The sequence below is a fragment of the Ruegeria sp. K7 genome, from assembly GCF_056531785.1.
On sequence record NZ_JBQFMJ010000009.1, the window covers coordinates 64612 to 87212 of the forward strand.

Sequence of the window (22601 nt, forward strand, 5' to 3'; positions counted from 1 at the left end):
CATGTATGAGACAATTCAGACGGAAACTCACGGGCGTGTCGCCACAATCCGCTTCAACCGGACGGATCGGCTGAACGCCCTGAATTCGCAGGTCATGCATGAAGTGCTGGACGCGGCCACCATCTTCGAGGAAGATCCGGCAATCGGCTGCCTGATCCTGACCGGAAACGAGCGCGCCTTTGCGGCCGGGGCTGACATCGGCGAGTTGGCGGTTCAGACCTATGCCAGCATGCAGGCCAGCGACTTCTTTGGCGGCTGGGACCGGTTCGCCGCACTGAAACTGCCAAAGATTGCAGCTGTTGGCGGCTACGCGTTGGGCGGCGGGTGTGAGGTTGCCCTGATGTGCGACGTCATCCTGGCGTCGGACACCGCAAAATTTGGCCAGCCTGAAATCAAGATCGGCTGTATTCCCGGTATCGGCGGCACGCAGCGCCTTACCCGGCTGGTTGGACGCGCCAGGGCGATGGACATGATCCTGACCGGTCGAATGGTGGATGCGCAGGAGGCGCTTCAGATGGGTCTGATCAGCCGCGTAGTACCGTCCGAAGAACTTGAACGAACCGCACAGGATGTAGGACGAACCATTTCGGGCTATGCACCTGACATCGCAGAAATGGCTCGTGCCTGTGTAAACATGGCCGAACATAGCACGCTGGACTCCGGTCTTCGCTATGAGCGGCAGATGTACCACGCCCTTTATGGATTGCCGGCGCAACAGGAAGGCATGAATGCGTTTCTGGAAAAGAGAGAACCCCGGTTCCATTCCGCCTGAATCCCATCGAACGGGCAAGATCGGGATTGACTTTCCAAAAATTGTATACAGCTATGCGTACAATTGCATCCAGTGAGGCCACGCAATGCAGACCTGTTACGGTGGAAAAACGGTATACGGAGCCAATCTTGGCATTCTTATGCTTGAAACGCAGTTTCCGCGCATTCCCGGCGACATCGGAAATGCGCTGACCTGGCCTTTCCCGGTACAGTACCGCGTCGTGCGCAGCGCCACGCCCGAGCTGGTGGTGCGCAATGATGCACGGAAACTGGTGGACCTGTTCATCGAAGCCGCAAAAGACCTGGTTGCCTCAGGCTGCGACGGTATCACGACAAATTGCGGTTTTCTGTCTATTGTTCAGGACAGGCTGGCCGAGGCGGTACGGGTTCCTGTTGCCACATCCTCTCTGATGCAGGCCCCCATGATTCAAGCAATGCTTCCCCCCGAAAAACGAGTAGGCATTCTGACGATCTCGAAAGAAACGCTGACGCCGGCCCATCTGGCTGCCGCGAATGTGCCGGCTGATACTCCGGTCGTGGGCACCGAGGGTGGTCGGGCGTTTACCCGTGATATCCTGGGAGATGCCCCCAAAATCGATTTTGCGGCCTGCCGACTGGATATGCTTGATGCGGCGCGGCAACTGGTGACAGAACATCCGGACGTCGGCGCAATCTTGCTGGAATGCACCAATATGACGCCTTACGCGGCGGATGTCCGCAAACTGACCGGGCTGCCAGTGTTCTCGATCTACACCTTCCTGAAATGGTTTCATGAATCGCTTGTACCGGGTCGCTTTTCCCCGGAACTGGATGATCCACTGCTGGGATTGGCGTAGACATCGCACATCCTGACCCAGCTGCATGATACAGTTGGGCAGGACTGTGGGTCTATAAGTTCCCCGGAACGTAGAGTTGGGAAAACGCCACGCGCACCAATTCGACCGTCTGTTCACTGCGGCGTTCAATGTGACGCCGTAAAGCTGCGATCGCGGCGTCTTTGTCCCGTGCCTTCACCGCATTCAGGATGATGCGATGCTGTGACAAGGAAGAGTGATCATAGTCAGGCGTATCCCGACGATCACGCAGCAGCCGCAAGTTTATCATCCTTACATACCGGATGCGTTCGTTCACGTTGTACAGCAGCCGGACCAGTTCATTGTTGCCCGACAGAGTCGCAAGCTTGACATGAAACTCTTCGTCCATGCGCAAAAGAACATTCAGATCGCTGCAAACAGAATAGGATTTCTCGGCCTCATCCAGATAGGCGACAACCTCGGCTATTGCGTTGTCATCCGCTCCTTCAATGGTACGGATCAGCGCCTCGGTCTCAAGCGCGCATCGTAGCTGGTAAAGTTCCAGAATCTTGTCGGGGCTGAGTGGGCGGCAAAAAAACCCTTTGCCAAGTTCGAAAGTCAGGAACCCTTCGGCGGCAAGCCGGTTCAATGCCTCGCGCAGCGGGGTGCGGCTGACATCAAGGGTTTTTGTCAACGCGGTCTCGTTCAGGCGCTCACCGGGCATGAACTCGAAACTGATCGCCTTCTTGCGTAACGCCTCGTAGGCGCGTTCTACGCTTCCTTCGGATTTGGACATCTCATACCCAACAGTTCGGATTTTGCCCGTTCTATCAAAGCGCACGGGAAAAGAAACATTTGTCTTCACAGATTGCGACAGTACTGTATACAGGCTGGAATACGATGCAAGGGGCGATGATTCTCGCCACAATGGGATGATATGACGTCTGAGGCTCAACAAGTCGTCGTAATTGGCGCCGGAATCGTCGGTGTCTCGACCGCTATCTGGTTGCGTCGCAAGGGCGTCGACGTCACCATTGTGGACCGCAACGCGCCAGGGGATGACAGGGCGACGTCATATGGCAATGCCGGGGTGCTGGCGGCATGCTCAGTCGCCCCTGTCACGGCGCCGGGACTGGTTCTCAAAGGTCCCCGAATGGCCTTGGACCCGAACTTCCCGCTGTTTCTGCGCTGGTCCTATTTGCCACAGCTTGTGCCATGGCTGACAAAATACCTGTCACATGCCAACGACAAGGACACCCGGAGAATTGCTGCCGGGTTGGCTCCGCTGACCTCGGACTCGGTCGAGCAGCACTTTGCCCTGACCAAGGGAACAGATGCCGCGCAGTGGGTCCAAACCTCGGACTACAGTTTTGCCTATCCCGACCGCGCCGCTTTCGAAGCGGACAGCTATACGTGGATGTTGCGTCATACCGCAGGCTTTGAACCCGAGGTTTTGGAAGGGGACGCCGTTCGCGAGTTCGAGCCGAACCTAACGGAAAATCTGAAACTTCTGGCCGTGATGCACGATCACGGATTTACACGCAGTCCCGGATCATACGTGGCCGCGCTGGCAACCGAAGCCGAAAAACTGGGGGCTTCGATCCGTCGGGCCGAGGTAACAGATTTCGAGTTCACTGACGGTAAGGCAACGGCCGTGATAACGGATAGCGGCACGTTGCCCTGCTCCAATATTGTTCTGGCGACCGGTGTCTGGTCCGGACCGTTGGCGAAAAAGCTTGGACTGTCCGTGCCGCTCGAATCCGAGCGTGGTTACCACATTGAATTCGCGGAGGCGGAAAACGGGCCATCGACCCCGTTGATGATCACCACCGGCAAATTTGTCGCCACCCCGATGGCAAATGGGCTACGCTGTGCCGGTGTCGTCGAATTTGGCGGGCTGAAAGCCGGGCCTTCAAAGGCGCCGCTTGATTTGCTCAGGCGCAAGGTCGAGGAAAGCTTTCCGCACCTCAGGTTCGAAAACATGAACAGCTGGCTGGGCCATCGCCCTGCCCCGACCGACAGCCTGCCGTTGATCGGAGAGATTGGCCATAGCGGAGTTCTGGCGGGGTTCGGGCATCATCATGTTGGCCTGACCGCCGGGCCCAAAACCGGACGCATTCTGGCCGGGCTGGTGACCGGAGAGCGCAGCAACATTGATCTGACCGTCTACGATCCGCAGCGGTTCTGAAGAAACGACCATAAACGCCCCGGAAAATCAGGGGTCGAAAATAGGCAACAAGGGAGTTTGAAATGCCAAATACAATCACCAAAATTGCCGCTGGTGTCGCGGTAGCCACCGTATCAGCGGTATCGGCCAATGCTGAAACCTGGGATATGCCGATGGCCTATTCGGCCACCAACTTCCACTCGGCCACCGGTGCGATGTTTGCTGAATGCGTGACCACGGGAACGGCGGGTGAGTTGACCATTCAAACCCATCCGGGCGGTTCGCTGTATGCGGGCGCGGAAATAAAACGCGCAATCCAGACTGGGCAGGTCAACATCGGTGAGCGTCTGTTGTCCGGTCACCAGAACGAAAACGCGCTGTTCGGCTTTGACTCTGTTCCATTCCTTGCGACCTCGTTCGAGGATTCCGAAAAGCTGTGGGATGTGGCCAAGGGCCCGCTGTCCGAACTGCTGGCGGAACAGAACCTTCATCTGCTCTATTCGGTGCCGTGGCCGGGTCAGGGTCTGTATTTCGACCGCGAGGTCAATAAACTGGCCGATGCCGAAGGTCTGAAGTTCCGCGCCTATAACTCTGCCTCGGCCCGCATGGCCGAGCTTGCCGGGATGCTGCCGGTGCAGATCGAAGCCGCAGAAATCAGCCAGGCATTTGCGACGGGTGTTGCACAGGGCATGGTCTCGTCCGGGTCCACCGGTTACGACCGCAAAGTCTGGGAAAGCCTGTCGCATTACTACGGCGTGGATGCCTGGATGCCGCGCAATTATGTTCTGGTGAACATGGATGCCTGGAACGGCCTGGATGACGCGACCAAGAACGTTGTGAACGGCTGCGCCCTTGCCGCGGAATATGCAGGCGACTGGCGTTCGATCCAGTACACCGAGTTCACCGTGAACGAGCTGGGCAAGAACGGCATGACCACCGGCCCCGCAAGCGATGAACTGGCCGCTGAACTGCGCGCCATCGGCGAAACCATGACCGCCGAATGGCTGGAAGCTGCCGGCGAACAAGGTCAGCAAATCGTCGATGCCTTCAAGGCTGCCCAATAATCCTTGACTGAAACATGTCCCGATGCCGGTCCGGCGTCGGGGCGCATAAGAGGAGAATTGCCGTGGCGCTGTTCAGTCTGTTGCGCGTTGTTCTGGATGCTCTGTACCGTTGGGCCGGATATGTCGCCGCTGTCTTTCTGATCCTGATCCTGTGTTTCGTCTCGATGCAGATGATCTCACGCTGGGTGGGTGAGGTTGTCGTGGGCGGACCAGATTTCACCGGCTATTGCATGGCCGCCGCGTCGTTCCTGGCGCTGCCTTATGCGCTGAACAGCGGCAGCCATATTCGGGTGAACCTGCTTCTGAACGCGCTTGGCCGGTTCCGGCGATTTGGGGAAATCTGGTGCTGGGCGATTGCCAGTTATCTGACATATCTGTTCGCGCGCTACGCCATCAAGCTGACCTATGAAAGCTATCGCTTCAACGACATCAGCCAGGGGCAGGACGCATGGCCCATCTGGATCCCGCAGATGTCGATGGTCATCGGCACGGTCCTGCTGGCGATCTGCGCCTTCGACAACCTGATCAGCACCCTGTTCACGGGTAAGGACAACATTCGATCCGCCGGGGTCGATGTGCACGCGGAGTAAGCCCAGTGGAACAATTCTACCTCGTCTCCATCTTTCTGTTCGCACTGTTTGTGCTTTTGGGCACAGGCGTCTGGGTCGCTCTCGCGCTGTTTGGCGTGGCTTACCTTGGACTTGAGATGTTCACCTCGCGCCCGGCTGGCGACGCGATGCTGACCCGTATCTGGACCGGATCCTCAAGCTGGACACTGACGGCGCTGCCGCTGTTCATCTGGATGGGGGAAATCCTGTTCCGAAGTCGATTATCGCAGGACATGTTTCGGGGTCTGAGCCCGTGGATGCAGCGTTTGCCCGGTGGCCTGGTTCACGTGAATATCGTCGGCTGCACCATATTTGCTGCCGTGTCCGGTTCTTCAGCGGCCACGCTCACCACCGTCGGCAAAATGTCGATCCCGGAACTGCGCAAACGGGAATACCCTGAATATATGATCATCGGGACCCTGACCGGCGCGGCGACGCTGGGCCTGATGATTCCGCCATCTCTGACCCTGATTGTGTACGGGGTCGCTGTCGAGCAATCGATTTCGAAACTGTTCATGGCAGGCATCCTGCCCGGTATCGTGCTGGCCAGCATGTTCATGGCCTATGTCGCTGGCTGGTCCTTTCTGCGCCGTGATGAAGTACCGGAAATCTCCGACCGTATGACCTTTGGGCAGAAAATGAACGAAAGCCGGTTTCTCATCCCGATCATCCTGCTGATCCTGGTGGTCATCGGCTCGATGTATGGCGGCTTTGCCACGGCAACCGAGGCTGCCGCTATTGGGGTTATCGGATCGTTCATTCTGGCGGCCATGCAGGGATCGCTGACCAAGGAGGCCTTCATAGAAAGCCTATTGGGTGCCACCCGAACCTCGGCCATGATCGCCTTTATCCTCATGGGTGCCATTGCCCTGACACTGGCGATGGGCTTTACCGGACTGCCGCGCGCGCTGGCGGAATATATCGAAGGGTTGCAACTGTCGCGCTTCTCTCTGCTGCTGGCGCTGATGCTGTTCTATATCATTCTCGGCATGTTTCTTGACGGCATCTCGTCGGTCGTTCTGACCATGGCGATTGTGCAGCCGATGGTCGAGGGCGCGGGCATCGATCTGATCTGGTTCGGAATCTTCATCGTGGTGGTTGTGGAAATGGCGCAGATTACACCCCCGATCGGTTTCAACCTGTTTGTCATGCAGGGGATCACCCGGCACGAGATGGGATATATCGCCAAGACCGCCCTGCCGCTGTTCCTGATCATGGTGGTGATGGTCTTCGTGATGATCGCTTTCCCGGAACTGGCCACCTGGCTGCCTGACAATATGCGGAACTCGGCTGGCCGGTAACCGGCCGGCCCCTTCCACACTTGATATTCGCCTGTCACAGCAGGGGGGGACCCACGTCATGACCCGATCCAAAATACTCGCAGCCGTTGACCTTGTGCACAAAGACAGCGACGCCCACGTCGTTCACGAAGCAATTTCGCTGGCCCGATCCCATGACAGCACGGTCGAGGTGATCTTTGTCATACCGGATCAGGAACTCAGCTATGTTCAGGGTTACATCCCGGCAGAAATGCACCAGCAGGTACTGATCGAGGCAGAGAATGATCTGGCCGCGTATTGTGCCGACTTCAATTGGCACGGCATCGCACACAAAACCAGGGTGCTGCGCGGTGTCGTTTACGAGCAATTGATCAACTACGCCGACGATCAGTCAGCAAGTTTCGTCGTGATCGGTGCCAGCAAACCATCGGTCCGGGATTTACTGATCGGACCAAACGCTGCCCGGGTGTCGCGATACGCCCGTTGCAGCGTGCTGGTCGTGCGGCCGAACTGACCATCTGCCAACTCTCACTTTCGGAGACATACGTGAGCGACCATAAAATCGAAACTCTGCGCGTTCATCGCATTTCGATCCCTGCCAAAGCTGTCCATTCGCATGGCAGCGGCGACGTAGCAGGTATTAACGTTGCGATATTGGAAATGGTAACGGATACCGGCCTTACAGGCTGGGGCGAAGCCTCACCCTGGCCTGTCTTTACCGGAACCGCCGAGGCGAACGCCGCCGCCCTGCACGTGCACCTGCGCCCGCATCTGATCGGTCAGAACCCGGTCCAGGTCGAAAAGCACATGAACATGGCGGACAAGGTGCTGATCGGCCACCCCGAGGCCAAGGCCGCGCTGGAAATGGCGCTGCTGGACATCACCGGCCAGATCACCGGCCTTTCGGTCTGCGAACTGGTCGGCGGTAAAATGCGTGACAGCATGGGGATGAGCTTTTCGGTCGCCAACCCAGATTTCGACGCGGACCTCGATGACATCGCCGCGATGTGGGAAGACGGCGTGCGCATCTTCAAGTTCAAGACCGGTTTTGCCGACCATCGGTTCGACCTTATGCGCTGTGAAAAACTGCGTGATATCTATGGCGACGAGGCGGACATCCGCATCGACTACAATCAGGGCCTTCTGGCCTATGAAGCCGTGCGCTGCATCCGGGATCTCGAGGCGTTTCGCCCGACATTTGTCGAACAGCCCGTCAAGATGCACGAACGTGAAGCCCTGGCCCACATTTCGCATGTAATCGATACCCCGATCATGGCAGACGAAAGCGTGTTTGACCCCAAAGGCGCGCTTTACGGAGCGCAGATCCGGATCGCGGACATTTTCTCGCTCAAGATCATGAAATCCGGTGGTATTCGGCGGGCGCTGGAGGTGGCGGCAATCGCCCGAGCTGCCGGAATCGAAATCTATGGCGGCTGCATGTTCGAAACGGGTCTGGCCCATGCCGCCGGTGCCCATCTGATGGCCGCCGTACCGGACCTGGTCCTGCAATGCGAATTCTACATGGCGACCTACTACGCCGCCGAAGACATTCTGACCGAACCCTTCCCTGTCAAACACGGGCAGGTACACGTTCCGACCGGGCCGGGCCTGGGCGTTCAGGTCAATCCTGACATGCTGACAAAATACGCTGTCGCAGAACCTTTGACGTAATCTCAAAAACTTCGGATCGGCTGCATACAGCACTGTGTGCGGTGGTTGATCGGGAAAGGGAACCTACCCATGGAACACCAAGACACAAAGCGCATGAACGGCGCCCAGATCATCCTGAAGATGCTCGAATTGCACGGCGTCCGCCATGTTTTCGGCCTGCCGGGGGAAACCACCATCGGCTGGTACAAGGAATGGCGTGAACACAGCAATATCGAGTTCGTCCTGACCCGCGATGAACGCACCGCATCCTACGCCGCCGAGGCCTATGCGAAGATCACCGGGCGCCCATGCGTTCTCGAAGCGCCCAGCCCCGGCGTCACTCATTGTTCGCCCGGCATCACCGAAGCATTCCTCAGCTCGGTTCCGGTGATCTTTTTCAGTTCGGACATTCCGATCAATCAGGACAAAAAACACGGTCTGACCGGGGTCGATCAGACCAAACTCTACGACAGTATCTGCAAGGAAAGCTTTGTGCTGACGAACGCAAGGGAAATCCCGTTCCTGCTGCGCCGGGCCTTTCGTGTCGCAACCTCCGGTCGCCCTGCACCGGTGCATATCCGAGTGCCGATCAACATCTTCGGAGAAGAGGCGGAGGTTGACGATCTCTATGCCGAGGCGGAATACAGCCAATACCCGGCGCACCGCCCAGTTGCCGACCACAGCAAAATCCGCGCTGCAATCGAGATTCTTCTGGCTGCCAAAAAACCGGCCATTGTCTGCGGTCAGGGCGGGCTGATCTCAAAGGCCTCCGACGCAATTCAGGAACTGGCGGAACTTCTGCAAATCCCCGTCGGCACAACAACGCCCGGCAAAGGCACTATTCCAGAAGATCACCCACTGGCGCTGCGCGTCATCGGGGGGCGCGGCGGAATGGAATATTCCAACCAGTACGTGTTCGAAGCTGACACGATCTTCTTTGTCGGGTCAAACACCGACAGCGCTGCGACCGACCACTGGAAGCTGTACGGGGACCCAAAATCCAAGACCTTTCTGCATCTGGATATTGCCGAGGCGCATGTCGGCAACAACTTTCCCGTCAAAGTGGGCATGGTCGGCGACGCGCGGGCCAGCATTGAATACATGGTCGAGATCATCAGGGCCGAGCATCCGAACCTGAAGCGCGAAAGGATCGATCTGAACCCGATGAAGAAAACCGCGCTCGACAATGTGTTCAACTCGAACATCCCGATGCCCGAAGGGACGATCTCACCGGTCAAGCTCAGCCAAGCGCTGAACAGAATAATGCCGGACGACGCCGTGATCACGTCGGAGCCGGGCGTCAGCGCGATCTACCCGTCTGCCCTTCTGACGTTCAAAAAGCCGGGCCGGCGTTACATCACCAACTACTCCATGGGGGCGCTGGGATATTCGGTGCCTGCCTGTCTGGGAGCGTCCTATGCCAATGACGGCCCGGTGATTTCCTTTACCGGTGACGGGTCGTTCGGATTTGTCATTGGCGACATGGAGTCGATCAAGCGTTCCGGCAAAAACGTCACGATCATCCTGACCCGCAACGATACATTCGGCTGGATCCGGGGCGAAGCTATCCTTCTGGACGAAATAGATGAACCTTGGTCCACCGACTTCGGCCGTGTGGATTATTGCAAGGTTGCCGAGGGGTTTGGTTTCCGCACTGCGAAAATCACAAGTGAGTCAGAAATAGAGGCTGTTCTGTCTGAGGCGATCGCCAACCCCGGAGCGAACTTCATCGAAATCATGGTTCCGTCGCAGGACAAGATCGTCCCGTTTGTACCGAACTGGGTGCGCGCCGCGCGGGCCAAAAACCTGCCGCACTTCTACTGACTCAAGCCGCGGCCCCATTGGCCGGGGGCCGCGCTAAAACCTGTCTTATTTCACCAAGGACACTAAGAAAGGTATTAGGTTGGCGCGTGCTGACATGCGCCAACACGGACAACGAAATCGCCTCAGCCCCGGCACACGGCCTCAGCTATTTCAGTAATGGCATGGTGAAGTGACTTGGCCGAGGACCGAGGGCCAAGAGCGGAGAAGGACGTTCCGGTCTCGTGGCACCACAGGTAGCAACCGATGTGGTGGATCGAGCATCGGGTTGCGGCACCGGATTGCATGGTTCGGATATCAACATTGCAAAGCCGTTCGAACAGATCGCAGGCGGTCGGGCCAGTAATGTCAAACCGGCACCAGCCGTCGGTTTGTTCGACAACCGAAGCAGTGTCTCCGACAGCGGCCTTGACCTCAACTGCCAGCATCTCGTGGCTTGCGTGATCGGCATCGATCATCCAACTGTCGGGACCAATCCAGAATGCCGAAAAGGCCGATGTCGCCACCGATTGGCCCAGCGCAGGCAGAGCCGCACCGATCAACTCATTTGCCTTGGTGACACACGCTGCCTCATGCCCTTGACGTGCGGTCAGTGACGCCAGCGCCCGCGAGGTGTTTTCCGTGATCGTCAAGCCGGGAAAGCCGTCTGATCGGGGCTCGGCACCTCCAAGCGGTGTGAGCGGTTTCAGTTTATGCACGCTGACGTCCTCCATCGGGATCGACAAAATGGGCGCTGACCACCTCGACCTTCACTTCGCTGCCCTCCAGGGGGTTGACCAGACGCAGAACCTCGCCCATCCGATCTGCACCGTTTTTCAGGAACCCGATGCCGATCGAACTGTCCAGGACCGGTGAATAGGCGGCCGAAGTGACATAGCCCTGGTCGTGGGACGCGTCGACCGGTCCATCACTGGTCATCAAATGGCCCCCTGCGACCACGGGGTCGCCGGCATCCACCGGTTTGAAGCCCACCAGACGCAGAGCGTCTTCCTCGTTCAGCCCAGCGCGCTCGCTCAGGGTGTTGCCGATGCAGTCCTTCTTTTTACTGACCATCCGGCCCATACCAAGGTTCAGCGCCGTGGTGGTGCCGTTCAGCTCATTGCCGGTGGCATGCCCCTTTTCGATCCGCATGACGCTCAAGGCTTCTGTGCCATAGGGTACCACACAGAATTCCTCTCCCGCCTCCATCAGCGCGCGGATCATCGCATCGCCATAGCGTGTGGGCACGGCGATTTCATAGGCCAGCTCGCCGCTGAAAGAGATACGGAACAAACGCGCCCGGCAACCGCCGCAAACGGTGATCACGGCGCAGGCCATGAACGGGAACGCTTCGTTCGATAGATCGAAACCCGGATCGACAATCTTTTCCAGCAACTTGCGGGAATTCGGCCCGGCCACGGCATACTGGGCCCAGGCCTCGGTGGTCGAGATCAACTGCACGTCCAGATCGGGCCACAGACATTGCCGCGCAAACTCCATCTGGCGGTAAACCAGAACAGCGTTGGCGGTGGTTGTCGTGACCACAAAGTGGTCGTCGGCCAGTCGCGCAGCGGTGCCGTCGTCATAGGCGATGCCGTCTTCACGCAGCATCAGGCCATAGCGCACCTTGCCAACCGGCAGTTTCGCGAACCCGTTGGCATAGATTCTGTTCAGGAACTCAGCCGCGTCCGTTCCCTGCACGTCGATCTTGCCCAGGGTGGTAACATCGCAGACACCAACCGATTTGCGGGTCTGCAGAACCTCGCGATCCACCGATTGCCGCCAGTGCGTCTCACCCTTTTGCGGGAACCATTGTGCCCGAAGCCAATCGCCGACTTCGGTGAACACCGCGCCCTGTTCCGTTGCCCATTTGTGGCTGGGCGTCTCTCGGGTCGGATGGAAATGTTTGCCGACCGACCGGCCAGCCAGAGCACCCATCGCAACCGGCGTATAGGGCGGGCGGAAAATGGTGGTGCCGGTCTCCGGGATCGACTTGCCCGTCATCTCGGCCATTACCGCCAGGCCACCCATATTCGACGTCTTGCCCTGATCGGTGGCCATACCCAACGTGGTATAGCGTTTCAGATGTTCGACCGAGACATAGTTCTCCTGATGCGCCAGTTTGACGTCCTTGACGGTCACATCGTTCTGCTGGTCGATCCAGGCGCGACCCTTGCCCTCTTTCACATACCAGAAGGGTTGCAGGTTCACCGGTGCGTCCTCGGCCTGCGGCATATCCCCGACCTTCGCCGCAATCCCGAGGTCCGACAGTGCTGCCGCCGCCCCTTCTGCGCCGGTTTTCAGCGCGCCGTGGGTCGACATCAAGCCAGCCGCGGCCCCGGCGACCGACATGCCAACCGGTAACACGTCACCCGGAACAAACGCTGCAAGACCCTCGTTCCATTGCGGACGCCCGCGCTGATGACAGGTCAGGTGCACATTGGGGTTCCAACCGCCTGAGACAGCCAGACCGCCGCATATGATATCGCGGGTGAACCCTTTCGCTGTACGGACCGTCACCGACCCCAGACCCAGTCTGCCCTTGCTGTTGATCACCTGCGCACCGGCGAACAGTTCCGTCCCTTCGATGGCGGGTGCGTCGGCCCGCGTGTCGATCACGGCGGTGACATGTACACCTTTGGATATCAGGTCGGCAGCCGTGCGATGACCGTCATCGTTGTTGGTAAACACCGCCATATGTTCGTGCGGTGTCACTGCCCAGCGATTGGCATAGGCCCGGGTTGCCCCGGCCAGCATCACGCCGGGGCGATCATTGTTGGCAAAAGCGATGGGCCGCTCGGTTGCGCCGGCACATAACAACGCCCGTTTCGAATAAATCCGCCACATGATCTGCCGGGGCTGCCCGACACCGGGCGTCAGTACGTGATCGGCCACCCGCTCGACAGCGCCATAGGTGCCATGATCGAAAGCCCCGATCACAGTGGTGCGCGACAGCAGGCGTACATTGTCCATCGCCGACAGTTCTGCCACGGCCTGCGCTGCCCAGTCCGATCCGGCCATTCCGCCGACCTCGTAACTTTCGGCGTTAAGGCGCCCGCCCAGAACAAAATCCTCGTCCGCCAGAATGACCCGAGCACCTGCTCGGCCAGCTGTCAGCGCGGCCATCAGGCCCGCCGGACCGGCCCCGATCACCAGCAGATCGCAATGCAGAAAGCCCTTGTCGTATACATCAGGGTCGTCCTGTCCGGACACGCTGCCCAAACCGGCCGCGCGCCGGATCGCCGGTTCATAGAGCTTTTCCCAGAACGCCTTCGGCCACATGAAAGTCTTGTAATAAAAGCCTGCGGTCAGGAAGTTGCTGAACATGTCATTGACCGACAACACATCCCGCTTCAGCGACGGCCAGCGGTTTTGCGATTTTGCCTCGAGCCCGTCAAAAAGCTCGGCCACGGTGGCGCGGGTGTTGGGCTCCTGCCGCGCGCCCGAGCGGAGTTCGACCAGCGCGTTGGGCTCTTCGGATCCGGACGTCAGCGGCCCGCGTGGACGGTGATACTTGAACGACCGACCCATCAGCCGCACGCCATTGGCCAGCAGGGCCGAGGCCAGTGTGTCGCCAGGGTGACCCTGATATCTTTTACCGTCAAAGCTGAAGCTCAGGGGTTGGGTCTGATCGACAAGCCCACCATTCAACCGGTTGGTCTGTACACTCATTTGCTGCGCCCCCTTGCCCGGGCCACATCACGGGCCAGTTCGACGGATGTGATCTCATGCGTCAAGGTGTTGCGCGTCACCACCAACCAGGACCGGTCGCCTTGCTCGTGATACCACAACTCACGATGCTCTCCGGCCGGGTTGTCGCGCAGATAGAGATAGTCGTGAAAGGCGTCAGCAGCATTTTCGGCCTGCCAGTCGGGGCGGTCGATCAGGGCAGCGTCGCCGAGATAGACAAACTCCTGCGCATCGCGGGACCCAAGAAGCGGATGGTTGATAATCAAGGCATTGGCTCCTGTCGCATTTTCGAACCGCGGAACCGGTTACCGGTTTTGCAGAAAATGCTCATGTCTTCTTCAGTGCAGGTTGGGCTGCGCGCCCACCCCCTTCTCATCGATCATGTGGCCGGTGCGGAACCGGTCCAGGCGATAGGCGGTCGCGACATCATGCGGCCGGTCTGTGGACAGCAGATGCGCAAAGCACCAGCCCGAGGCCGGGGTCGCCTTGAACCCGCCGTAACACCAGCCGCCGTTGAAATAGAGCCCATCAATATGTGTCCGGTCGATGAACGGAGACCCATCCATCGACATGTCCATAACGCCGCCCCAGGCGCGCAGCAGACGCACCCGGCCTAGCGCCGGTATCAGCGCCACGCCGCTTTCCACAACATCCTCGATCACCGGCAGGTTCCCCCGCTGGGCATAAGTGTTGTACATGTCGATATCGCCACCAAAGACCAGTCCACCTTTGTCGGACTGGCTGCAATAGAAGTGGCCCGCGCCAAAGGTGATCACACCGTCAATCACCGGCTTCAGCCCTTCGGACACAAACGCCTGCAACACATGGCTTTCGATTGGCAGGCGCATCCCCGCCTTTTCCATCACGCGGCCTGAAGACCCGGCCACAGCCACGCCAACTTTCTTGGCCCCGATGAACCCACGCGAGGTCTCGACCCCCAGAACCTTGCCGTTCTCGATGCGAAAGCCAGTGACCTCGCAGTTCTGGATGATGTCCACGCCACGCTGATCCGCGCCACGCGCATAGCCCCAGGCCACCGCGTCGTGGCGCACCGTGCCGCCGCGCCGGTGCAGAAGGCCGCCCTTGATCGGAAAGCGGCCGTTGTCGAAGTTCAGAAATGGATACATCGCCCTGACACCCGCTGTATCCAGCAGTTCAGCGTCCGAGCCGTTCAGGATCATCGCATTGCCCCGGCGCCGTGCCGCATCGCGCTGCGCATCCGTATGCACAAGATTAAGAATGCCGCGCTGGCTGACCATGGCGTTGAAATTGAAATCCTGCTCCAGCCCTTCCCAAAGCTTCAGGGAAAACTCGTAGAACGGCTCGTTCCCGTCCAGCAGGTAGTTCGAACGAATGATCGTCGTGTTCCGCCCGACATTTCCACCGCCGATCCAGCCCTTTTCCAGAACCGCAATCCGCGCCTCGCCGAACTCTTTAGCCAGATAGTATGCTGTGGCCAGACCGTGGCCGCCGCCGCCTACGACAACAATATCGTATTGGCCCTGAGGTTCAGGGTCGCGCCACGCCGGTTCCCAGCCCTTGTGCCCGGTCAGAGCCTCTTTGATGACCCGAAAGCCGGAATATCGCATGCTTTGCCTCGTTCTCGTTTGGAACGCCGTCTGGCGTTCCGCTTGGCCATACTCATCGAATCTAAGACCAACACATGTCATTCCGCGACATTGTTTTTCGTTTTCGGGTCAAAATTCAGAGAAGTCGGTTAGGAGACTTGACCTCCCGAGTATTCTAATTCGAGTGCTCGAACACAAGAAGCGGGCAATCGCACATGCGTCGTCAAGATGCTTGGTTCCATTCCGATCTGCAGATCTTAGCGCCAGAAACTGCGTTCGCTGATGTTCGACCTGTGTTTCGGCGCGGTTCGCAGCAGCCGGGGAACATGAGCGTTTTTGAGAAGGGCGGGAGCTGTGGTATGATTTCACAATAAGACAAAGGATTTAGACATGTTTGAAGGTTTAAACCCCATAATTGCCTTCCGAATGTCCGAACGATTGCTGCTGACCGCAATAGTCATTGTCGTCGCTCTGGTTGTTCTTGTCGGATTCTGGAAAACCGTTCAAAAAATTACGGTGACTGACAGTGGCCCGCTGGGTGTTGCCGGGTCAATGGCCCTGTCCACACCGGTTTTCGCGCTGTTGGCGGTGATACTGTACGCGTGGGTCAGTCTTTCGCATCCCATTTCCTATTCCGACGCGGCACCGCAGAGCGCTGCGGAAGAACAAGTTGCCGAAGCATCAGGCAGCGCCCCCAGCAGTTTCACAGGATCTCTGAGCGAGCAGTCCCATCAAGTTGCGGCGTCCGAGATCGACGCCTATGCGCGCCAGCAGACTCGCCATCAGATCTGGACCCTGAACTGCCTTGCGGATTCGACAACCGTTCGCCCTTCGGCACAGAGCGACCTGATCGGCATCAAGCTGGCGTTGATGAAACAGGTCTGGCAGGACGATTGGGGCAATCCGGTGCAATTCGAACGCTGGGCGCAAAATCCATCAGAAGGCGTTCGCCCTTCCGATGCGGCGCTTAAGGTATTTGAAGGCAGGCACACGGGATGTTGAGGCTGGTTATTCTCATCTACGTCCTTATGACCGGCAGTCTTGCGGCCGAAGTCGTCTACAGTCCTGCCGATCTTCAGCGCGTTCGCGACGGCGCAATTCCCACGATTCAATCCGTCATGTGGCAGGACATCGTGCCACGCCTGCCTGATCAGTTTCGAGACCGCGCCAGTGACGTGCAGCTGTTTTTCCCGGAACGCGGACCGGGGCCCATGTCATTCTATGCGTCACCCGCAAATGGCGAAATCTACATGCCATTGACCTCGTTACGGTTTTTCGATGATATCGCGACGCTTCACGCCTGGTTTGAATCCCAGGACTGCCCGACGGAATACATTCAGACCTACCTCGCAGGACTTCTACGGGCGGGCGAGGATCTGCCGGCCCCGCTTGTCGCTTTTGGTCTGGATCGTGACCGGCTCTTTGCCGACAACTACACCTATGACCTGAGCGGCAAAATTTATTCTTCGGCAATTCAGTTCATTCTGGTTCATGAACTGGGGCATGTTCTGCTGGATCATCAGGCCGGTGTTGAAGGCGCAGAAAGCCGTCAACAGGAAGCCGAAGCCGACAGTTTCGCACTGGATCATTTCGCACGGTTGGGTGGAAACCCCATGGGAATATTCTGGTACTATCAGGCCGCATGGTGGCACGACCCGGCCAGTGACCGTGGAAGGCGCGAAAACACCCATCCGGTTTCAGCGGAACGCATCCGGTCGATGGCGAACCGGTTGATCGAGAACCCGGGCGATTTCGCCCATGGCGAGGCCAACCCCGAGCGTGAAGCGGGCTTTGTCAGGCAGCTTGGCGTCATGACGGCCGCATTTGCCGATCTGATTGACGATGACACTTTTCTGACCTGGATGGCTCCGGCGATGTTCAACGACTATCCGCTGTCCAATCTGCGTCAGGCCTGCCCCCACCAATAGGTGCGGATCAAAACCTTGCCAGACCGCACAAATCCCGTTTGCGTTACTCGTGTTTCGCGGGCGATGTTCGATTGCGGAACCTGCGTCATCGCAACGTCGATATCATCGTTTTGAATATCCTTGCGAAAACAGATCTGATGGTGGCACACGTAGGATATGAAAATAACGTTCAAACAAATCGATGCGTTCCGGACAGTGATTTCAACCGGAACTGTGACCGAAGCCGCCGAGGTGCTCGGAATTTCGCAGCCTGCGGTCAGTCGGCTTGTCTCGGATCTGGAATCCGAAGTTGGATTTAGCCTTTTTCAGCGCTCTGGCAGGGCGCTTGTTCCGACGGAAGAGGCGCGGCTACTGGTGAACGAAGTCCGCCAGGCCGTCAGCGGCATGGAACATATCAAGCAATCTGCGACGGCGATCCGTCATTTCGGCCACGCGCGCCTCAGCCTGGTTACCACCCCGTCATTTGCGTCACAACTGGCTCCCGATCTTATCAAGGAATTTTCGGAAACCTGCCCCGAAGCGATGGCGCGCATGGAATTCGAAGCCAATGACGACACTGTCGAGTGGCTGGTGTCGCAGAACTATGATTTCGGCATCAAGACAAGCCCGCCGTCAAACCCGTCCTTTGAAAGCCTGAAGCTGTATGACGACGATGCCTATTGCGTGCTGCCCAATGGTCATCCGCTTGCGGCCAAGGAAGTCATCAAAGCCCGCGATCTGAAGGACGAAAGCTTTATCTCATACATGGGCCTGTCCCGCTTTCGCTTTGAAGTGGATCGGTTTTTTGAGGCCAATTCTGTTACGCGACGAATGAAATACGAAGCCCGGACAACGGACGGGATCTGCCGTCTGGTCGCGCGCGGCCTGGGCGTATCCATTGTCGGATCGTCCAGAGATTACCTGAAAACGATGCCAGGGTGCATTGCCCTGCCCTTTGCGGCGCCGCTTAGCTTTCAGGCCATCCTGTTCTGGTCCAAAAACGAGCCTTTGTCGGCGGTTGCTAAGATCTTCCTGGACCTCGCCCGGCAGAAGGCAAACTCAGCCTAGATCATGCTGCAATTGGCGGCGACATGTTCAGGTTGCGGAAATGATGACCTTTCGGAAGGTGGTCACTGCTCGGACCGCCTGAGTAAGGAAAGCAAAGAACGCATTCCTCGTCCGACATCAGGGTTCCAACCAACCTGGTGTCAAAGGCAAACACCCGGCCAAAGCTTGTTCGATTAGGCGCTCATCGACAGTGCCGCTAACAGACGACCTTCATTCAAACGTCTCCGATCCGTCCGGTTCGATGTGGGCGGCCTTGTTCATTTGCTGACGAAAGACTGCCAGTTCCTGATACATTCGCCGCCGCGCCCGGCTCTGGTTGCCTAGCGGGCGGTGGTCGGCCAGCGAATGCCAAGGATTGATCCGCAAGTTCCGCGCGAAAGACATCTGGGCCGGAGTATCAAATTCCTGCTGCGGGATATGAATACGCGCGACGGGTATCCAGGGCGATTTGTCCTCGGGCCACAGCACCGAAGCATCCTCGACCGGCATCAGGTGCGGGTCGGACTGGATCTGCACCAGCATCTCAAATTCGGCCGGACCCGCGCGCAGGGCGCGGGACATGTTGTCCCGTAGGTAGTTCGGTGGCACGCGCCCGAACGGAACCCCAGGGATGGTCATCGGCACATCGGTCAATGGTTTGTAAGAGTACAGCATTGCCTGCCCTTCGCCCAAAAGGTACGGCACGCAACTGAAGTAGCGCTGGCCCAGCGGATTGTACTGGGTCTCGTTCCACAGACCCTGCATGAGGAAGTCAATCAGGTGTGAATCCTTTGGGTTCAGGAAATACCAGATCGGCTCGTCAATAGTGCTCCAGTATTGCAGCTTGGCATTCTCGCGCACGTCCGGCGTCACGAATGTCGGCGTGACGACGGCGGGCCAGTCCTGAGTGAATTTCTCCTCCTTCATCAGCTTCGGCCCCGGCACGTCCATCAGCTTGACTGACATCGACCCGAACCCGACATCCCGAATGTCTTCAGGCACATCCGGGCCGGGCCCGGCAAAGCGAATATAGGCCGGATAGCTTCGTTCGGTCGCAAATACGCCTTTACGCAGGTGTTCGGGCAAATCGGGATTCACCGTAAAGGTTGCGCGTACCAGCCCGTGTGTTTTGGTATTGCCACCGCGTTCGTAGGCACCGGGTTGAAAATGCAGGTTCATCTGCTCGCGCATCTCGTCGATGATTGTCTGCAGCGCCTCCTCTTCCCAGTCAAATATCTTCTCCTCGGCCAGGCCAAGCCCAAGGTTCGGGCGCTTGCGGTTCTTGAGACGCTGAAGAAAGCGCGCCGCAGGTGCGCGAACCAGGCGGTTTAGCTGCGGGCGGAAAAATGGCTCCAACCTGCGTTCGAAGTGCAACCCGATCTGAAGTAGTGAATGCAGAAAACGGCGGATGAAAAGAAGGATAGCGCGCATGAGGATCTCCTATTCCTTCTGTTCTGCGAGCAAGCGTAACGCGCGCAAGCCGGGCAGGAAGAAATAGCCGCCGCCCCTGACGGTCACGAATTGCGGCAGGTGGTCCAACCGCTCGGCGATACCGGTTGCACGCTGGATACTGAAACTGTCTGATGCCACGCCGCCGACGGGCTCGCGGCTTCCGACAATCGGGTCCGCCTCACCGTGCAAACCATCGAAGGAAGGTGAAGACATCCAGGCGTTCTGCACAAATTCGAACTGGCGCGTGATATCGGCGCAAAGGCAGACAAAATGCAGCCCCCTTGCCTCTTGATCGGCCCCTTCGCCTGACAGCGCCTGTTCAGGCGACAGCGGCGGCCCGTAGGCGCGCCCGCGACGGACAAGCCGGTGAAAGCGTGTCGACGCAACCAGATCACGCCGTCCCGGCAGCTTGTCCTGCCTGCGGCGGAACCCAAGCGTGCTGGTGATCCAGGCCCATCGGCTGGTGACACCGGGTGGCTGATCACCGGTTCTCGGATTGGCGCGCCTGATATGGGCGCCAACCGGGCAGACCACGCCATCGATGTCATCCTCGTAGGTGAAATTGTTTCCCTGACGCCCGCCCTCGATCTCGCGCCTGCCCTTTATCAGGGGTGTGCCGTCCCGCGCGCGACCCACTATCGCCGTTGCCAGCGCTTCGCGGTGCGCGGCGTCGCCATGCGCCACCGAGTCGAGATGTCGCCAGAACCCCGGCACGTCCTGTTCAAGCTGGCGCATGACCAGATAGCTGCCATTGTGTCCAAAGCCGTTGTCCCCCGAGGCCGCGCCGGAATGCGCCGTTGATCCATCTTCGGCGGTGATCAGCGGACTGGAGGAGACTTCCTTGTATTCGTTGACATGGCCCAGAACGACCTCGCCGGGTGCGATAAGATTGGAATACGTCTCTCGACCATGCTTGGGTGGGGGGCTTTTCCAGTCCCAATCCACTTTCGGCTCGCTGATGCCATCGGCAAAACCGAAAGGCTCGATGCCGTCGTTCAGGCGCGTCGGCAGTTCTTGGATGATGTCGAATGCATCGTGAAATGCGTGTTCAAGAATTGTCGACTTGAAAGGGCCGAGCCCGCCCTCGCGTGCATAGAGCATCAGCAGCACATGGACTTTACCGCCTTCCCACATCCAGTTTTCCGGCGCGTTTCCACCGGAATCGCCAAGCCTTCGGATGCGGCTGTCTTCACCTGCCATCCCGGCCAGAAATGGTTGCGAAAACCGCGCCAGAATCTCGTCCGGCAAACCAAGTGCGCGCAATCCGCCAGCCGTGAACGCAACCTGAAGCGCGACCTCGGGCGGGGTATCCAACCACTCGGCCGACGTTATGGGTGCGGATGCCAGCCAATCCCGGGCGGTCCGAGCATCCGAAACGGTCAGCAGCAGAAACTCGGCCTCGGGCAGCTTGCCATAACCAAACCGGATCAAGCCTTGCATGTCCGCGAAATCGACCTGTGTGGTCTGGATATCCTTGTTTTTGCTCATATCTTGGCCAGCCATTTACGCAGCGCGCGAAGCCCGGACGGCCGCCGTTCCAGCCCGGCGCGTATATGCGAGTGCCTGTCGAGATCGACCGCAGTAAGGCCGGGATAGGCTTTGTACCAGACCAGTGTGGCTTGCTGGCGGTTCCGCAGGAAGCGTTTGAACTTGTGCTCCTGCTCGGCCCCATCCTTGATCAGAAACCGCGTACTGGGATAACCCACACCGTTCGAAAACACGAGGTTGAGCCCCCAGGCGACTTTGTTGACGAAATCGTCCATGTAACTTTCCAATGCACCATCGTAATTGCTGCAGAACATTACGCGGCGCTTGTCATCGAAATAGACCCAACGCGCGAAATGGATTGTCTGAACGCGGGTGAGGTAGCCACGCGAGAAGATGTGCCTTGCCGCGTAATTCAACAGATACAGTGCAACCGTTGTCACCGCGCGCCGGAACCCACCGGGCTTGAGATCGCCAACCGCCGAAAAGGGGTTGGTGACGTCGTGGTCTTCATAAGTGCCCATCGCAGCGATATGCGTGTCATCCGGGCGCGGCAGGATTTCGGGATCCGAACGCTCAAGTCGGCGCAGGCGCCAGATCAATAGCGGCGAGGCCAGCAGAACGAGCGGCAATATCGCCAAGAGCACCAACGGCACACCGAATTTTTCGGTCCAGTCGATGAAAACCCGCCGTAACGAAGGTGACCGCCTCGGCGTCAGGCGCAGGCGTCCTTCGCGCCGTTCGGCCGAGACAAATTCCTGCAACCGCTCGTGCAGCAGGATGGCATCTTTTGCCCCGTGGGCCTCAATAAGCGCGTGCAATTCCAATTTCAGAGCGCGCGCAAGCGCGGCTTCCTCGTGAATCTGCTGCACCGTGCGACCGCGCCGGTTTACGTAATTGGCGGCCTCGACCACATTGTGCCGGGCCATCCAATCACGCAGGTCCGTACCTTCACGGAAGTCCTCGCAATGCGAAAAGATGCGACGCAACCCTTCGCCCGCGTGATTTGCCATCTCAACCAGAAAGCTGTCCCGGTCCCCGTCCATATCGCCCAGAAACGCCAGATGCGGCGGGAAGGCGCGCGCTTCGACGCCATAAGCTTCAATGTCCCGCCATGTGTCGACTTGCGGAAGAAAGAACCGCGCGACGTGCAAACGATCGAAATCCGCGAAGGGCACGATCGGGTTCTTGGGATCCGCAAGCCCGGGTTTAAGCACCATCTCGGACAGCAGAGCGCGCAAATCCTCAATTCGTCCCTCAGCGATGGGGGCCAAAATCAGGAAGGTGCTCTGCTGTGTCATGGCGGGGCCAGTCTACC

Annotated in this window: 21 protein-coding genes; 12 read left to right on the forward strand and 9 right to left on the reverse strand. The window is 58.5% G+C overall.

All coding sequences use genetic code 11. From position 1 onward, the window contains the following. Position 1 precedes the first annotated feature (1 nt). Both ACR0FE_RS15020 and ACR0FE_RS15025 read left to right on the forward strand, forming a co-directional pair. Complete coding sequence (locus ACR0FE_RS15020) at positions 2–772, forward strand: enoyl-CoA hydratase-related protein (RefSeq protein WP_480913598.1); 771 nt, start codon at positions 2–4, stop codon at positions 770–772. Positions 773–857: 85 nt separating this feature from the next. Continuing rightward, positions 858–1607: an aspartate/glutamate racemase family protein gene (locus tag ACR0FE_RS15025; RefSeq protein ID WP_480913600.1), complete on the forward strand. Its 750-nt coding sequence runs from the start codon at positions 858–860 to the stop codon at positions 1605–1607. A gap of 52 nt (positions 1608–1659) precedes the next feature. Here the strand turns inward: ACR0FE_RS15025 and ACR0FE_RS15030 are convergent, their stop codons facing one another. Beyond that, positions 1660–2406: a GntR family transcriptional regulator gene (locus tag ACR0FE_RS15030; protein WP_480913601.1), complete on the reverse strand. Its 747-nt coding sequence runs from the start codon at positions 2404–2406 to the stop codon at positions 1660–1662. A 96-nt stretch (positions 2407–2502) separates the two neighbouring features. Here ACR0FE_RS15030 and ACR0FE_RS15035 point away from each other — a divergent pair, with 96 nt between their 5' ends. The 7 genes from ACR0FE_RS15035 to ACR0FE_RS15065 all read left to right on the forward strand — a co-directional run bounded on the left by ACR0FE_RS15035 (position 2503) and on the right by ACR0FE_RS15065 (position 10158). Next, on the forward strand, positions 2503–3753 hold the full coding sequence (locus tag ACR0FE_RS15035) for an NAD(P)/FAD-dependent oxidoreductase (protein ID WP_480913603.1): 1251 nt from the start codon (positions 2503–2505) through the stop codon (positions 3751–3753). Positions 3754–3815: 62 nt separating this feature from the next. After that, entirely contained in the window at positions 3816–4796 is a 981-nt protein-coding gene (locus ACR0FE_RS15040) for a TRAP transporter substrate-binding protein (protein ID WP_170611680.1), read from the forward strand. A gap of 62 nt (positions 4797–4858) precedes the next feature. Then, entirely contained in the window at positions 4859–5386 is a 528-nt protein-coding gene (locus ACR0FE_RS15045; RefSeq protein ID WP_480913606.1) for a TRAP transporter small permease, read from the forward strand. A gap of 5 nt (positions 5387–5391) precedes the next feature. Continuing rightward, positions 5392–6705, forward strand: a complete 1314-nt coding sequence (locus ACR0FE_RS15050) for a TRAP transporter large permease (RefSeq protein ID WP_480913608.1) — start codon at positions 5392–5394, stop codon at positions 6703–6705. A 58-nt stretch (positions 6706–6763) separates the two neighbouring features. Next, a complete protein-coding gene (locus ACR0FE_RS15055; RefSeq protein WP_480913610.1) occupies positions 6764–7198 on the forward strand; it encodes a universal stress protein in 435 nt (144 codons plus the stop codon). A 32-nt stretch (positions 7199–7230) separates the two neighbouring features. Further along, positions 7231–8355: an enolase C-terminal domain-like protein gene (locus ACR0FE_RS15060; RefSeq protein WP_480913612.1), complete on the forward strand. Its 1125-nt coding sequence runs from the start codon at positions 7231–7233 to the stop codon at positions 8353–8355. Positions 8356–8424: 69 nt separating this feature from the next. Next, positions 8425–10158: a thiamine pyrophosphate-binding protein gene (locus ACR0FE_RS15065; RefSeq protein ID WP_480913614.1), complete on the forward strand. Its 1734-nt coding sequence runs from the start codon at positions 8425–8427 to the stop codon at positions 10156–10158. Positions 10159–10280: 122 nt separating this feature from the next. Here the strand turns inward: ACR0FE_RS15065 and ACR0FE_RS15070 are convergent, their stop codons facing one another. From ACR0FE_RS15070 to ACR0FE_RS15085, 4 genes are all read right to left on the reverse strand, one after another. After that, a complete protein-coding gene (locus ACR0FE_RS15070) occupies positions 10281–10853 on the reverse strand; it encodes an aminomethyltransferase family protein (protein ID WP_170611669.1) in 573 nt (190 codons plus the stop codon). Continuing rightward, positions 10846–13806, reverse strand: a complete 2961-nt coding sequence (locus ACR0FE_RS15075; RefSeq protein ID WP_480913616.1) for a sarcosine oxidase subunit alpha family protein — start codon at positions 13804–13806, stop codon at positions 10846–10848. Before ACR0FE_RS15075 ends, ACR0FE_RS15070 begins: the two co-directional genes overlap by 8 nt. Further along, entirely contained in the window at positions 13803–14090 is a 288-nt protein-coding gene (locus ACR0FE_RS15080) for a sarcosine oxidase subunit delta (protein WP_480913618.1), read from the reverse strand. Before ACR0FE_RS15080 ends, ACR0FE_RS15075 begins: the two co-directional genes overlap by 4 nt. Positions 14091–14162: 72 nt before the next feature. Continuing rightward, positions 14163–15413 (reverse strand): sarcosine oxidase subunit beta family protein, encoded by a 1251-nt coding sequence (locus ACR0FE_RS15085; protein ID WP_170611663.1) that lies wholly within the window; start codon positions 15411–15413, stop codon positions 14163–14165. 369 nt (positions 15414–15782) lie between these two features. Here ACR0FE_RS15085 and ACR0FE_RS15090 point away from each other — a divergent pair, with 369 nt between their 5' ends. Then, positions 15783–16394 carry a hypothetical protein gene (locus ACR0FE_RS15090; protein WP_480913619.1) on the forward strand — a complete coding sequence of 204 codons (612 nt, stop codon included), beginning with the start codon at positions 15783–15785 and terminating at the stop codon, positions 16392–16394. Next, positions 16388–17320 (forward strand): M48 family metalloprotease, encoded by a 933-nt coding sequence (locus ACR0FE_RS15095; RefSeq protein ID WP_480913621.1) that lies wholly within the window; start codon positions 16388–16390, stop codon positions 17318–17320. Before ACR0FE_RS15090 ends, ACR0FE_RS15095 begins: the two co-directional genes overlap by 7 nt. Here ACR0FE_RS15095 and ACR0FE_RS15100 read toward each other — a convergent pair. Then, the gene (locus tag ACR0FE_RS15100; RefSeq protein ID WP_480913623.1) at positions 17299–17493 is read right to left on the reverse strand and encodes a hypothetical protein; all 195 of its coding nucleotides are present in this window, start codon (positions 17491–17493) and stop codon (positions 17299–17301) included. The two genes, ACR0FE_RS15095 and ACR0FE_RS15100, sit on opposite strands and share 22 nt — an antisense overlap. Here ACR0FE_RS15100 and ACR0FE_RS15105 point away from each other — a divergent pair. Then, complete coding sequence (locus ACR0FE_RS15105; RefSeq protein WP_480913624.1) at positions 17477–18367, forward strand: LysR substrate-binding domain-containing protein; 891 nt, start codon at positions 17477–17479, stop codon at positions 18365–18367. The genes ACR0FE_RS15100 and ACR0FE_RS15105 overlap by 17 nt on opposite strands. Positions 18368–18577: 210 nt before the next feature. On the opposite strand, the gene ACR0FE_RS15110 is transcribed toward ACR0FE_RS15105, so the two are convergent. From ACR0FE_RS15110 to ACR0FE_RS15120, 3 genes are read right to left on the reverse strand one after another with little or no spacing between them, the layout of a single operon-like run. Then, entirely contained in the window at positions 18578–19777 is a 1200-nt protein-coding gene (locus ACR0FE_RS15110) for a catalase family protein (RefSeq protein ID WP_480913626.1), read from the reverse strand. Positions 19778–19786: 9 nt separating this feature from the next. Continuing rightward, a complete protein-coding gene (locus tag ACR0FE_RS15115; protein ID WP_480913628.1) occupies positions 19787–21286 on the reverse strand; it encodes a Dyp-type peroxidase in 1500 nt (499 codons plus the stop codon). Beyond that, the gene (locus tag ACR0FE_RS15120; RefSeq protein WP_480913630.1) at positions 21283–22584 is read right to left on the reverse strand and encodes a hypothetical protein; all 1302 of its coding nucleotides are present in this window, start codon (positions 22582–22584) and stop codon (positions 21283–21285) included. Before ACR0FE_RS15120 ends, ACR0FE_RS15115 begins: the two co-directional genes overlap by 4 nt. Positions 22585–22601: the final 17 nt, after the last annotated feature.

Coding starts and splice junctions, on each gene's coding strand:
- ACR0FE_RS15020 (WP_480913598.1), top strand. CDS start 2: ATGTATGAGACAATTCAGACGGAAACTCACGGGCGTGTCGCCACAATC.
- ACR0FE_RS15025 (WP_480913600.1), top strand. CDS start 858: ATGCAGACCTGTTACGGTGGAAAAACGGTATACGGAGCCAATCTTGGC.
- ACR0FE_RS15035 (WP_480913603.1), top strand. CDS start 2,503: ATGACGTCTGAGGCTCAACAAGTCGTCGTAATTGGCGCCGGAATCGTC.
- ACR0FE_RS15040 (WP_170611680.1), top strand. CDS start 3,816: ATGCCAAATACAATCACCAAAATTGCCGCTGGTGTCGCGGTAGCCACC.
- ACR0FE_RS15055 (WP_480913610.1), top strand. CDS start 6,764: ATGACCCGATCCAAAATACTCGCAGCCGTTGACCTTGTGCACAAAGAC.
- ACR0FE_RS15065 (WP_480913614.1), top strand. CDS start 8,425: ATGGAACACCAAGACACAAAGCGCATGAACGGCGCCCAGATCATCCTG.
- ACR0FE_RS15075 (WP_480913616.1), bottom strand. CDS start 13,806: ATGAGTGTACAGACCAACCGGTTGAATGGTGGGCTTGTCGATCAGACC.
- ACR0FE_RS15085 (WP_170611663.1), bottom strand. CDS start 15,413: ATGCGATATTCCGGCTTTCGGGTCATCAAAGAGGCTCTGACCGGGCAC.
- ACR0FE_RS15090 (WP_480913619.1), top strand. CDS start 15,783: ATGTTTGAAGGTTTAAACCCCATAATTGCCTTCCGAATGTCCGAACGA.
- ACR0FE_RS15095 (WP_480913621.1), top strand. CDS start 16,388: ATGTTGAGGCTGGTTATTCTCATCTACGTCCTTATGACCGGCAGTCTT.
- ACR0FE_RS15105 (WP_480913624.1), top strand. CDS start 17,477: ATGAAAATAACGTTCAAACAAATCGATGCGTTCCGGACAGTGATTTCA.
- ACR0FE_RS15110 (WP_480913626.1), bottom strand. CDS start 19,777: ATGCGCGCTATCCTTCTTTTCATCCGCCGTTTTCTGCATTCACTACTT.
- ACR0FE_RS15115 (WP_480913628.1), bottom strand. CDS start 21,286: ATGAGCAAAAACAAGGATATCCAGACCACACAGGTCGATTTCGCGGAC.
- ACR0FE_RS15120 (WP_480913630.1), bottom strand. CDS start 22,584: ATGACACAGCAGAGCACCTTCCTGATTTTGGCCCCCATCGCTGAGGGA.